The sequence below is a fragment of the Citrobacter sp. U14242 genome (assembly GCF_046555775.1).
In the GTDB taxonomy this organism is placed as follows: domain Bacteria; phylum Pseudomonadota; class Gammaproteobacteria; order Enterobacterales; family Enterobacteriaceae; genus Citrobacter.
This window is the reverse complement of record NZ_JBKGLW010000002.1, coordinates 215,972-227,973: the sequence shown is the minus strand read 5'-3', so window position 1 is coordinate 227,973 and position 12,002 is coordinate 215,972. Positions and strand designations below refer to the sequence as shown.

General features: G+C 50.8%; 9 protein-coding genes. 6 read left to right on the top strand and 3 right to left on the bottom strand.

What is annotated here, in order from left to right:
• The first annotated feature begins 132 nt into the window (after window positions 1–132).
• Window positions 133–1,335 (top strand): sigma-54 interaction domain-containing protein, encoded by a 1,203-nt coding sequence (locus ACLJXE_RS03805; RefSeq protein ID WP_410750125.1) that lies wholly within the window; start codon window positions 133–135, stop codon window positions 1,333–1,335.
• Window positions 1,336–1,368: 33 nt separating this feature from the next.
• Here ACLJXE_RS03805 and ACLJXE_RS03800 read toward each other — a convergent pair whose 3' ends face one another.
• Both ACLJXE_RS03800 and megL read right to left on the bottom strand, forming a co-directional pair.
• Complete coding sequence (locus ACLJXE_RS03800) at window positions 1,369–2,667, bottom strand: transporter (protein WP_410750124.1); 1,299 nt, start codon at window positions 2,665–2,667, stop codon at window positions 1,369–1,371.
• 117 nt (window positions 2,668–2,784) lie between these two features.
• The gene (gene megL / locus ACLJXE_RS03795) at window positions 2,785–3,981 is read right to left on the bottom strand and encodes a methionine gamma-lyase (protein WP_286629934.1); all 1,197 of its coding nucleotides are present in this window, start codon (window positions 3,979–3,981) and stop codon (window positions 2,785–2,787) included.
• Between the two features lie 426 nt (window positions 3,982–4,407).
• Here megL and ACLJXE_RS03790 point away from each other — a divergent pair, with 426 nt between their 5' ends.
• The 4 genes from ACLJXE_RS03790 (at window position 4,408) to ACLJXE_RS03775 (ending at window position 9,909) form a co-directional block, all read left to right on the top strand.
• A complete protein-coding gene (locus tag ACLJXE_RS03790) occupies window positions 4,408–4,515 on the top strand; it encodes a type I toxin-antitoxin system toxin Ldr family protein (RefSeq protein WP_040231637.1) in 108 nt (35 codons plus the stop codon).
• Window positions 4,516–4,742: 227 nt separating this feature from the next.
• On the top strand, window positions 4,743–6,749 hold the full coding sequence (gene hmsP / locus ACLJXE_RS03785; RefSeq protein WP_137382034.1) for a biofilm formation regulator HmsP: 2,007 nt from the start codon (window positions 4,743–4,745) through the stop codon (window positions 6,747–6,749).
• A gap of 157 nt (window positions 6,750–6,906) precedes the next feature.
• The gene (gene dctA / locus ACLJXE_RS03780; RefSeq protein WP_048213643.1) at window positions 6,907–8,193 is read left to right on the top strand and encodes a C4-dicarboxylate transporter DctC; all 1,287 of its coding nucleotides are present in this window, start codon (window positions 6,907–6,909) and stop codon (window positions 8,191–8,193) included.
• 222 nt (window positions 8,194–8,415) lie between these two features.
• Window positions 8,416–9,909, top strand: a complete 1,494-nt coding sequence (locus ACLJXE_RS03775) for a M16 family metallopeptidase (RefSeq protein WP_271440397.1) — start codon at window positions 8,416–8,418, stop codon at window positions 9,907–9,909.
• Window positions 9,910–10,008: 99 nt separating this feature from the next.
• On the opposite strand, the gene ACLJXE_RS03770 is transcribed toward ACLJXE_RS03775, so the two are convergent.
• Window positions 10,009–10,938 carry a sugar kinase gene (locus tag ACLJXE_RS03770; protein ID WP_410750123.1) on the bottom strand — a complete coding sequence of 310 codons (930 nt, stop codon included), beginning with the start codon at window positions 10,936–10,938 and terminating at the stop codon, window positions 10,009–10,011.
• Window positions 10,939–11,165: 227 nt separating this feature from the next.
• Between ACLJXE_RS03770 and pdeH the strand changes: the two genes are divergently transcribed.
• Window positions 11,166–11,933: a cyclic-guanylate-specific phosphodiesterase gene (gene pdeH / locus ACLJXE_RS03765; RefSeq protein WP_202037473.1), complete on the top strand. Its 768-nt coding sequence runs from the start codon at window positions 11,166–11,168 to the stop codon at window positions 11,931–11,933.
• The last annotated feature ends 69 nt before the right edge of the window (window positions 11,934–12,002 follow it).

The window sequence follows — 12,002 nt, the reverse complement described above, 5'->3', positions numbered from 1 at the left end:
TTTATAATTCGTTTTTACTCCCACAATGTGAGTCCATTGGCAGAACATTATTCCATAGTGTTTAGAATGTAGTCAGGTTGGCTTTTGTCACAGAAATATCTACTTCGCAGTTGCTAACTACCAGGAGCAAATGTGGTCACGATACGCTGGGATATTAAAACAATTGACCGTCTGTCGATGGTTGAGGATGTCCTGAAGGAATTTTCCTGCTGTGATATCAATATCATCTCCATGAAAGTTACGCCTGGACGCATTCTGATTAAATCCTGGTGTCGCCAGTTGCAGGATATTTCCTGCGTACAATCCTGCTTAAGCCAGCGTGCTGATATTATTAACGTTGCTTATCTGTGCGAAGAGATAACCGAACTGTCGATGTCTGAACCGGAACGTCCGCGTTATTTTTCTGACATTATTTGCAGCAGCCAGAGCATGCAACTGCTGATAGAAAAAGCGATCAGAATAGCGGATAGCAAATATACCGTTTTGGTGCGTGGTGAAACCGGAACCGGTAAAGAACTGCTTGCCCGGGCCATCCATAATTCCGGGCCACGGCGTTTTTATCCGTTTATTCCGGTTAACTGTTCAGCACTTCCCGAGTCGCTGATGGAAAGTGAATTTTTTGGCTATGAAAAAGGGGCCTTCAGTGGCGCGGACTGTAAAGGCAAAAAAGGGTTGTTTGAAATGGCTGATAAAGGCACCCTTTTTCTGGATGAGTTTGGTGAAATGTCGCTGAGCTTACAGGCCAAATTGTTGCGTGTCCTTCAGGATGGGGGGATCCGTCGCGTTGGCGGGGCGCAAACCATTCCGGTTAATGCGCGTATTATTGTGGCGACTAACGCGAATCTGGAAGAGATGGTGGAGCAACGTCTGCTGCGCGCCGATCTCTATTACCGCATCAACGTACTTTCACTCACCATTCCACCTTTACGCGAGCGCCCACAGGATATCAGTCTGCTGATCCGCCACTTTGTGCAGAAATACGCGAAGGAGTTCCAACGGCGAATTATTCTGGATAAAGCCTGTTTTGACGCTTTGCATCAGCACAGTTGGCCGGGTAACGTACGCGAGCTGGAAAACACGATTATTCGTCTGATGCTGATGGCCGAATCTGATGTTATTACCCAGGAGGAGCTGGGGATGGCGAATCTGTCGGCAGGCGAATTGCGCCACACCCAACGTCCGTTTAAAGAACAGGTCCAGTGCGCTGAGCGTCAGATAATTGAGCAGATGGTGGAAGAGAATGTGTCGTCGCGGCATATTGCTAAGGCGCTGGGCGTATCGCATACCACGGTATTGAACAAAATTCGTAGCTACCAGCTTGAGAGTGTGAGTTAAGCGCCGCCAGACATTGACGGCGCTGTAATCGGATTATTCAATCAGTTTTAACAGTGGTGACAGGCACAGCAAAATCCCGTAGATCAGGATTAGCCAGGTTTTTAGCCCGCGCAGTTTTTCCAGTTGCGTCACTTTATAGATCAAGAAAAACGGAATAATACACGACACAATTCCATATAGCGGACTGCCTAACTGGAAGAATACCAGCACTGAAACACGGAACGAAACCCAAATAACCAGCGTAATAACGATAAACGTGCAAATACCCAATGTAAGCACTAATGGGTTTATTTTCTCAACATCAATTACGCGGCTAAGGACGTTAAGGATAATACCTTTAATCGCTTCATGGAAACCCAGGTAAATACCGAAAAATGCGGTCAGAACAGCAAAGATATTCAATATCGTGGAGGTGATGTGAATAATCTGACCTGGAATGACCTGCGCCGCCAGAGCCAGTGCAGAAATATTCTGTTCGAAGGCTGAAACCGCCTCTTCGTGGCTAATCGAAAAGGTAAATGAGAATGAGAAAAACAGGATTACTGCAATCAACGTAATGTAGCTGATGCGGTGGGTACGAATGGCCATGCGCGTTGCCAGCACCCGGTCAGCCACCCGTTTGCGGTAGGCGATATTCATGGGGTTCAGCACCTGAATAAACACCGCAGAGAAGAAGCAGAATGGGATGGTCAACAGTACGTCACGAAAGAAGACCGATGCTTCAGGAAAGGCGCTGATATTGCTGAAGTTCCAGTGTGGAACCATCGCAAAGCCGAAGATGATGATAATGCCGACTTTTACCACCACCATCGGACCGGAGATTTTGAACAGTAGCTTTTCTCCACCGGAAGCAATGGCGACCAGTACCGCAAAAATAGCCACTTTATAGATGATTGATTGCGAAAGGTCGGTATCGGTTAGCCCGAACGTTTTTATATATGAGGCACTGTCAAAAACAACGGATAATGAATAGATGAATATTCCATGAATAATCATCAAAAAGTAAATTACACCGAGGAATACACCCCAGTTTTTTCCGAGGTAATGACTTATAATATCAGTGTAGTCATTGCAGGTTTCACTTTCGGATAATGTTTTTAAATAAATATCCTGCACAATATACGTTGCCGGGTAAGCGATAATAAAGGCGACAATAAAAACCCAAATGCCGGTTAAGCCAATTTGTACCGGCATCAGAACTGTACCAGCACCAATAGCCATGCCGATACAGAGTAATACCCAGCCAAAATCGTACTTTGTAAACGGTATTTTCTTTGAGAATGGTACGGCGGTTGCTGTATTGTTGCTTAATTGTAATGTGTTGTCCTGCATAGAACCCCCTGCCCAAAATACCCGTTCTCCCCAAAAAAGGAGTGCGCGTATAGCCAGACTGTTGTGCCTTGATTCTCAACGACCTGAACCGAACGTCGTCGGTTCAGGTCGTAATGGTCAGAATGTTGCCTTTCTGATGGCGTGTTCAAGGTCGTTAATAATATCTTCTGGATCTTCAAGACCTACAGAAAGACGGATAAGTCCGTCGGTAATACCTGCTTTAAGCCGTTCCTCTGGCGCAACGGGCGAATGTGTCATAGACGCTGGGTGCTGAATGAGGGTTTCGGTATCACCGAGACTGACCGCGAGGAGGCACAATTCTACAGAATTGATCATCCGTCTGCCAGCATCGAGGCCGCCGGCAATTTCAAAGCTGATAATTCCCCCGGACAGGCTCATCTGCCGTTGGCCCAGCTCATACTGTGGGTGCGAAGTCAGACCTGGATAATACACGCGGGTAATGGAGGGATGTCCTTCCAGGAAACGGGCAATTTTCAGCGCGTTTTCACAGTGACGTTCCATACGAATGCCCAATGTTTTAACGCCGCGTAGGGTTAGCCAGGCGTTGAAAGGGCTCATACAGCCACCGGTAATATCCTTCAAACCGACAAACCGCGCCTGGTCGATAAACGCCTGCTTCCCGACAATGATGCCGCCAATTACATCACCGTGTCCGTTAATGTACTTGGTTACACTGTGGACCACGATGTCTGCGCCCAATTGCAGAGGCTGCTGACAATATGGCGACATAAAGGTGTTATCCACGACCAGCAAAGCGCCCTGCTGGTGGGCAATACCCGCCACTGTTTCGATATCGACCAATGAGAGCGTCGGGTTGGCGGGCGTTTCGATATACACCACTTTAGTTTCCGGCCGCATCGCGGCGCGGATTTCTTCCGGTTTCGCGGCGTCGACAAAGCTCACGTTAATGCCGAACTTCGGCATGCTGTGCGACAGAAATGCGTGAGTACAACCATAAATTGCACTGGCAGAAACGATATGGTCACCTTGTTGACACAGCGTCAGCAGCGTCGTGGTGATGGCGGAAATGCCGGATGCAGTTGCCAGCGCGGCTTCACCCCTTTCCAGAACTGCCAGCTTTTTCTCCAGCGCATCGGTGGTCGGGTTACCCAAACGGGTATAAATGTACCCGGACTCTTCGAGCGCAAAGCGGGCGGCACCCTGTTCGGCACTGTCAAAAACAAACGTTGAAGTCTGGAAGATAGGCGTACTGAGCGCGCCGGTTGAAGGGTCGGGTTGTTGTCCCGCGTGAACGATCTGGGTATTGAATCCGTAAGTACGACAGTCAGACATGATATCTCCTTTAATTCGGAACAGAACAGCTCACACTCAAATAGCAATTGCTGTGCCAGAAAATTAAGATTTAAATATCAATGAATTAGGAAGTTTTTGTTTCAGGGGAGCGTCAGGAAAGTTGCCAACTGGCAACAATCTTTCCAGCCATATCGGATTTGTAGCGTCGTAATTGCGAGGCTTCACGCAGAGTGGATGGCGCCGGGATGCCAGGGCGAAAAGGTTACCGTAGAATCAGCAGCAAGCCGGGATATCCCGGTGAGGCGCAATGTTGCGGGGGCTTGATCCCTGGCGGCATAGGTTGCTGGAAAGAGAAAACCCCCGCACGTTGTTTGGTAAAAACCTGGCAACAAAACGGGGGCTAACTTGAACCTTAACAACTCAAGAATAGCCGTGAACCGTTGCCATTGCAACACAGGCGGCTATATGACGCTCATGCAACTGGGCACAGCCTTCTGGCACGATCTGGCAGCGCCGATCATCGCTGGCATTATCGCCAGCCTGATAGTGAACTGGCTACATAACCGGAAGTAACGTGCTCTATGGGTGTCTGCCTGCCGTAATGGCAGCATGCGCCCGAACCAGGCCGCAGGATTTAATCTTGCGGCCTTTTTCGCCTTAATTGCAGATAAATCTCGTCGCCAGGTGCCTATCCTGCCGCGATAATGCACGCTGGGAAGTTTTCAGATACCGCCTCTCTTAATACCGCTACGATGGGGTATACTCTGACGGCAGTTTTTGTCTATCCGTGGAGAGTCAGTTTGCGTGTCAGTCGCTCGTTAACAATTAAGCAGATGGCGATGGTTGCGGCCGTTGTCATGGTGTTTGTTTTTATTTTTTGCACCGTTTTGTTGTTCCATTTGGTCCAGCAGAACCGCTACAACACGGCTACGCAACTGGAAAGCATCGCTCGCTCCGTCCGTGAACCTCTGTCGGCCGCCATCCTGAAGGGGGATATCCCCGAAGCGGAAATGATTTTAAGCCGTATCCAGCCTGCTGGCGTGGTCAGTCGTGCGGATGTGGTACTGCCCAACCAGTTTCAGGCATTGCGGATGAGCTTTATCCCTGAACGCCCCGTTCCGGTTACAGTGACTCGACTGTTTGAACTGCCGGTGCAGATTTCGCTCCCGGTTTATTCTCTTGAGCGCTCCGCCAATCCACAGCCGCTGGCGTATCTGGTGCTACAGGCGGATTCATACCGCATGTACAAATTCGTGACGAGCACGCTTTCAACGTTAGTGACCATTTACTTACTTTTGTCGTTAATCCTGTCGGTAGCCATTTCCTGGTGTATTAACCGCCTGATTGTGCACCCGTTACGCAAAATTGCTCGCGAACTGAACGATATTCCGCAGCAGGAACTGATCGGCTATCAACTGGCATTACCGCCTATGCATCAGGATGATGAGATTGGGATGTTGGTGCGTAGCTACAATCTGAATCAGCAACTGGTCCTGCGCCACAGTGAAGAGCAGAACGACAATTCGATGCGTTTTCCGGTCTCTGAACTGCCAAATAAGACGTTCTTAATGGGACTACTTGAGCAGATTGTTACTGGCCCGCAAACAACTGCGCTGATGATTGTCACCTGCGAAACCCTGCGTGATACCGCCGGTGTATTGACCGAGACCCAGCGGGAAATCCTGCTGTTGACGCTGGTCGAGAAACTGAGATCGGTGCTGGCACCCAGAATGGTGCTTACTCAGGTAAGCGGCTATGACTTCGCGATTATAGCGCACGGTGTGAAGGAACCCTGGCATGCAATCACATTAGGTCAGCAAGTACTCACTATTATGAATGAACGGTTGCCCATTCAGGGTATCCAGCTACGCCCGAGCTGCAATATTGGGGTGGCGATGTACTACGGCGATTTGACGGCGGAACAGTTATACAGCCGCGCGCTATCGGCAGTGTTAACCTCGCGTCGCAAGGGTAAAAACCAGATCCAATTCTTTGATCCGCAACAAATGGAAGAAGCACAGCAGCGTTTGACCGAAGAGAACGACATTCTGACCGCGCTTGATCACCAGCAATTTGCGCTGTGGATGCAGCCGCAGGTAGAGATCGCCAGCGGCAAGATGTTGAGTGCTGAAGCTTTATTGCGGATGCAGCAGGCAGACGGAAGCTGGGAATTACCGGAAGGGTTAATTGACAGGATTGAATCCTGTGGTCTGATGGTGACGGTTGGATATTGGGTGCTGGAGGAGTCTTGTCGCCAGCTTGCGGCCTGGCAGGAACGTGGTCTGATGTTACCGCTGTCGGTGAATCTGTCTGCGCTACAACTGATGCACCCGAGTATGGTGTCGGATCTGCTGGAGTTGTTAAACCGATATCGCATTAAGCCCGGTACCTTGATTCTTGAAGTGACTGAAAGCCGGCATATCGATGATCCAAACGCCGCTGTTGCTATCCTGCGTCCTCTGCGCAATGCGGGGGTACGAATTGCGTTGGATGATTTTGGTATGGGCTATGCGGGTCTGCGACAGTTGCAACACATGAAGTCACTGCCAGTTGATGTGCTCAAAATCGATAAGATGTTTGTTGAAGGCTTACCAGAGGATAGCAGTATGATTTCTGCCATTATTCAGCTGGCTCATAGCCTCAATTTGCAAATGATTGCGGAAGGCGTTGAAACCGAAGCACAACGCGACTGGTTATCACAGGCAGGGGTGGAAGTCGCGCAAGGATTCCTGTTTGCCCGTCCGGTTCCGGCAGATATCTTCGAAGAACGTTATTTAGCGAAGGAATCCGCTGATTACAAAAGTTAAAAAAGGTAGCGCTTGTGCGAGCCAGTTCAAAATTTTTAACAAATTTGTATCAATTATGATCCAGGTGCATTTCTGTCATGTTGTGTGGGTGTTACTTTAAGGCCGCAGGTTAAACAAAACCTTACAAGACCTGTGGTTTTTACTTTAAGGACACCCTATGAAAACCTCTATCTTCAAAAGCCTTTACTTTCAGGTCCTGACAGCAATTGCCATTGGTATCCTCCTTGGCCATTACTACCCTGAATTAGGCGCCCAAATGAAACCGCTTGGCGACGCGTTCGTTAAGCTCATTAAGATGGTCATCGCACCTGTTATCTTCTGTACTGTCGTTACCGGCATTGCAGGTATGGAAAGTATGAAAGCAGTAGGCCGCACAGGTGCGGTTGCACTGCTTTATTTTGAAGTGGTTAGTACGATTGCGCTGATCATTGGTCTTATCATCGTCAACGTGGTGCAACCCGGTGCCGGGATGAACGTCGACCCGGCAACGCTGGATGCCAAAGCGGTAGCGATTTACGCCGAGCAGGCAAAAGACCAGGGGATCGTGGGCTTCCTGATGGATATTATCCCGGGTAGCGTTATCGGCGCGTTCGCCAGCGGCAACATCCTGCAGGTATTGTTGTTCGCGGTGATGTTTGGTTTTGCCCTGCACCGTCTGGGCAGCAAAGGCCAGATGATTTTCAACGTCATTGAAAGTTTCTCGCAGGTTATTTTCGGCATTATCAACATGATCATGCGCCTGGCGCCGATCGGTGCTTTCGGTGCCATGGCCTTTACCATCGGTAAGTATGGCGTCGGAACGCTGGTGCAGCTGGGTCAGTTGATTATCTGCTTCTACATCACTTGTATCCTGTTTGTGGTCGTGGTGCTGGGCTCGATTGCCCGCGCAACCGGCTTCAGCATCTTTAAGTTTATCCGATATATCCGTGAAGAACTGCTGATCGTTCTGGGGACCTCTTCTTCCGAGTCCGCGCTGCCGCGTATGCTTGATAAGATGGAAAAACTGGGTTGCCGGAAGTCCGTCGTTGGTCTGGTTATTCCCACCGGTTACTCGTTTAACCTTGATGGAACATCGATATATCTGACGATGGCGGCGGTGTTTATCGCACAGGCCACCAATAGTCATATGGATATCTTCCATCAGATAACCCTGTTGGTGGTGCTGCTGCTCTCCTCGAAAGGTGCGGCGGGCGTGACCGGAAGTGGCTTTATCGTGCTGGCCGCGACGATTTCTGCAGTCGGGCATCTGCCGGTAGCGGGTCTGGCGCTCATCCTGGGTATTGACCGCTTTATGTCTGAAGCGCGTGCGCTGACTAACCTGGTCGGTAACGGTGTGGCAACGGTCGTTGTGGCTAAATGGGTGAAAGAACTGGACCACAAAAAGCTTGATGATGTGCTGAATAATCGTGCGCCGGATGGCAAAACGCACGATTTATCCTCTTAATCTCGTCACTTATGCCCGTAGTCCCTTCCAGGACTGCGGGCGTTTGCGCATAATTACCCCCTGTGCCTGAAACTGTCTGTTCGACGGTTTCGGGATTTTTTCACTTCTTCCGTGACATTTTTATGTTCTTGCGGTCTAACACGAAGTGTTTTTAACGTCATATTCAGAGGGTCCTTCTCAGGGCTGTCTTTTTATTACCAGGATAGTTGATCAGGGGTTCACATGCAGGGCACAAAAATTCGACTTTTAGCGGGCGGCTTGCTGATGATGGCCTCTGCCGGCTATGTGCAGGCAGATGCGCTCCAGCCTGACCCGGCGTGGCAACAGGGCACGCTGGCGAATGGCCTCCAGTGGCAAGTGTTAGCCACCCCCCAGCGCCCCAGCGACCGTATTGAGGTTCGCCTGCTGGTAAATACCGGTTCACTCACCGAAAGTACGCAACAGAGTGGTTTTAGCCATGCGATCCCACGTATCGCGCTGACGCAAAGCGGTGGCCTTGATGCCACGCAAGCCCGTTCTCTGTGGCAGCAGGGGTTTGATCCTAAACGCCCCATGCCGCCCGTTATCGTTTCCTATGATTCCACGCTGTATAACCTTAGTTTGCCCAATAGCCGGAATGACCTGCTGAAAGAGTCGCTCTCATATCTGGCGAATATCTCCGGCAAGCTGACCATTACCCCTGAAACGGTTAACCATGCGCTGAGCAGCGAAGATATGGTGGCAACATGGCCGACGGATACCAAAGAAGGGTGGTGGCGTTATCGTCTGAAAGGCTCCACGCTGTTAGGACACGATCCCGCCGATCCGCTGAAAAAGCCGATTGATGCAGCAAAAATTCAGTCGTTCTACCAGAAATGGTATACCCCGGACGCAATGACGCTAATTATCGTCGGTAACGTTGACGCGCGCAGCGTGGCTGAGCAAATCAATAAAACCTTCGGTGAGTTAAAAGGAAAACGTGAAACGCCGGCACCGGTGCCTACGCTCTCTCCACTGCGTGCGGAAGCGGTAAGCATTATGACCGATGCGGTCCGCCAGGATCGTCTTTCCATCATGTGGGACGCGCCGTGGCAACCTATTCGTGAATCCGCCGCGTTGTTACGCTACTGGCGTGCCGATTTAGCCCGTGAAGCGCTGTTCTGGCATATTCAGCAGACGTTATCCAGGAACAACGCGAAAGACATCGGCCTCGGCTTTGATTGTCGGGTGCTGTTCCTGCGTGCACAGTGCGCCATTAACGTTGAATCGCCGAACGATAAGCTAAATGCGAACCTGGGCACGGTGGCACGCGAACTGGCGAAAGTGCGGGACAAGGGCCTGCCGGAAGAAGAGTTCAATGCGCTGGTGGCGCAAAAAAATCTGGAATTGCAGAAACTGTTTGCCACCTACGGCCGCACCGATACCGATATTTTGATCAGCCAGCGTTTGCGCTCGTTGCAAAACCAGGTGGTGGATATCGCGCCAGAACAGTATCAGCGTTTACGGCAGAACTTCCTTAATGGTCTGACCGTTGAGATGTTGAATCAGGATTTGCGTCAACAGCTATCGCAGGATATGGCTCTCATTCTGCTTCAGCCGAAAGGGGAACCTGAGTTCAACATGAAGGATCTGCAGGCGACATGGGATAGCATCATGGTGCCAGCGACTGCTGTGGCAACGCCGGTTGAAACGGATGAATCTCACCCAGAAGTGACGGATATTCCGGCAGTACAGTAAAGGGTATCGTAACGAGTAGGCCGGGCAAGCGAAGCGCTCCCGGCGTACCCAATGCCGGATGCGGTGTTAACGCCTTATCCGGCCTGGAAGAACAACACGTTATTGCGGCATGGCGTCGCGTGGGATAATCGCTCCGCGATGCTGAATAACTGTGCTTGCCGTCAGGTGGCCGCGTTTAGCGGCTTCTGCGGCATCGCCGCCGGTTAAACGTACTGCCAGGTACCCGGCACTGAAGGAGTCTCCTGCCGCTGTGGTATCGATCACTTTCTCTTTCGGTAATTTTACAGCCGGTACATCGATAAGTCCTTCACCCTCGATGGACACCAGGCAAGAGTCTGCGCCGCGCTTCACAACCACTTCCTGTACGCCAGCTGCGTGAGTCCGGGCAATCACGTCCTCTACGGGTTTTTCACCCCATAGCGCGTCTTCATCGTCCAGCGTCAGGAACGCAATATTGGTGCACTCCAGCATCTGCTGATACACCTGCTGAGTTTCTTCTTTGCTGCTCCACAGACGCGGGCGGTAGTTGTTGTCAAAAATGACCTTGCCGCCGTTGGCGCGGCACTCGCGCAGCAGCGACAGCAGTTTCTCACGGCTGGCCGGGCTTAAAATCGCCAGGCTGATTCCGCTCAGGTACAGGTAGTCGAATGTCGCTAACGTTTTGCAAATGGCGTCGGATTGTTCGCTCTCCAGCCAGAATTTCGCCGCTGCTTCATTACGCCAGTAATAGAAGGTGCGCTCGCCAGTACTGTCAGTCTCAATGTAATAGAGACCCGGCAGACGGTTTTCCATACGCTGGGTTAATGACGTATCGACGTTTTCGCCCTGCCAGGATTCCAGCATTTGCTGGCTGAAACTGTCCGTGCCCAGCGCCGTGACGTAATGTACGGAAAGGGCCGCAAAATCGACCTGACGGGCAATATAAACGGATGTATTCAACGTGTCGCCACCGAATCCGCGCTGAACGTCAGCGCCTTTCTGTGACAGCTCAATCATGCATTCGCCAATCACGGCAATCTTCCTGGACATAGTCGTAACCTGCTCTGAAAAAAATTAGCGTTAGTGTGCGCTGTGGGTGTTAAGTGGTCAACTATATTAAAACAACGTTCCATTATTTTTTTGAGCCAGAACGTGTTCTGTGTCGTTTTTGCTGCTGTTTTTATTTTGCGTACTGCTGAACGTAAAGTTCTGCGCCTGAGCGCCGATAACCTTTGACGAGTCCGGTCAGTCACACTCTTATTTACAGGACACCTCAGATGATAAAGCAGGTCACCCAGCAGCTAATTACGCCAGATGCGAGTATCGAATGCTTGCAGGAGCGACGCTATTGGCTGCAGTGCGAGCGTGCTTACACTTATCAGCCCATTTACCAGACCAATGGTCGGCTGATGGCCGTTGAGCTGCTAACCGTCGTGAGCCATCCTGATAACCCTTCTCAACGCATTGCGCCAGACCGTTATTTTGCTGAAGTTGCTGTTCGGCATCGCGTTGAGGTAGTGAAAGAGCAGCTTGAACAACTTGAACTGAAAAGTGATTTTTTCAGAGCCCACGATCTGCTGGCCTCCGTCAATGTCGATGGCCCGACGCTCATTGCGATGCGCCAGGACCCCGAGATCCTGAAAATCATTGAATGCCTGCCCTGGTTGCGCTTTGAGTTGGTCGAGCATATCCGCTTACCGAAGGGGTCGTCGTTTGCCTCGATGTGCGAATTCGGCCCGCTCTGGCTGGATGATTTTGGTACCGGGATGGCCAATTTCTCGGCCCTTAGCGAGGTGAGCTACGACTACATCAAAGTGGCGCGGGATCTGTTTGTGATGCTGCGTCAGACGCCGGAAGGCCGTAATCTCTTCACTTTGCTGCTCCAGCTTATGAACCGCTATTGCCGTGGCGTGATTGTTGAAGGTGTTGAAACCCTGGAAGAGTGGCGCGATGTGCAAAACTCACCGGCTTTTGCTGCACAGGGCTATTTCCTCTCTCGTCCGGTGCCACTGAGCACCCTTGAAGAGGTGATTCTGTCGCTTTGATGGGGATGTAGCGTGCCTCCTTTTCGCCCTGCTGGACTATCTTTAGGTCAGGCAAGGGAGGAAGTCAGG

Excerpts from the sequence above, each read along its gene's own strand:
- ACLJXE_RS03800 (WP_410750124.1), bottom strand. The coding sequence starts at position 2,667 with ATGCAGGACAACACATTACAATTAAGCAACAATACAGCAACCGCCGTA.
- megL (WP_286629934.1), bottom strand. The coding sequence starts at position 3,981 with ATGTCTGACTGTCGTACTTACGGATTCAATACCCAGATCGTTCACGCG.
- ACLJXE_RS03790 (WP_040231637.1), top strand. The coding sequence starts at position 4,408 with ATGACGCTCATGCAACTGGGCACAGCCTTCTGGCACGATCTGGCAGCG.
- dctA (WP_048213643.1), top strand. The coding sequence starts at position 6,907 with ATGAAAACCTCTATCTTCAAAAGCCTTTACTTTCAGGTCCTGACAGCA.
- ACLJXE_RS03775 (WP_271440397.1), top strand. The coding sequence starts at position 8,416 with ATGCAGGGCACAAAAATTCGACTTTTAGCGGGCGGCTTGCTGATGATG.
- ACLJXE_RS03770 (WP_410750123.1), bottom strand. The coding sequence starts at position 10,938 with ATGTCCAGGAAGATTGCCGTGATTGGCGAATGCATGATTGAGCTGTCA.
- pdeH (WP_202037473.1), top strand. The coding sequence starts at position 11,166 with ATGATAAAGCAGGTCACCCAGCAGCTAATTACGCCAGATGCGAGTATC.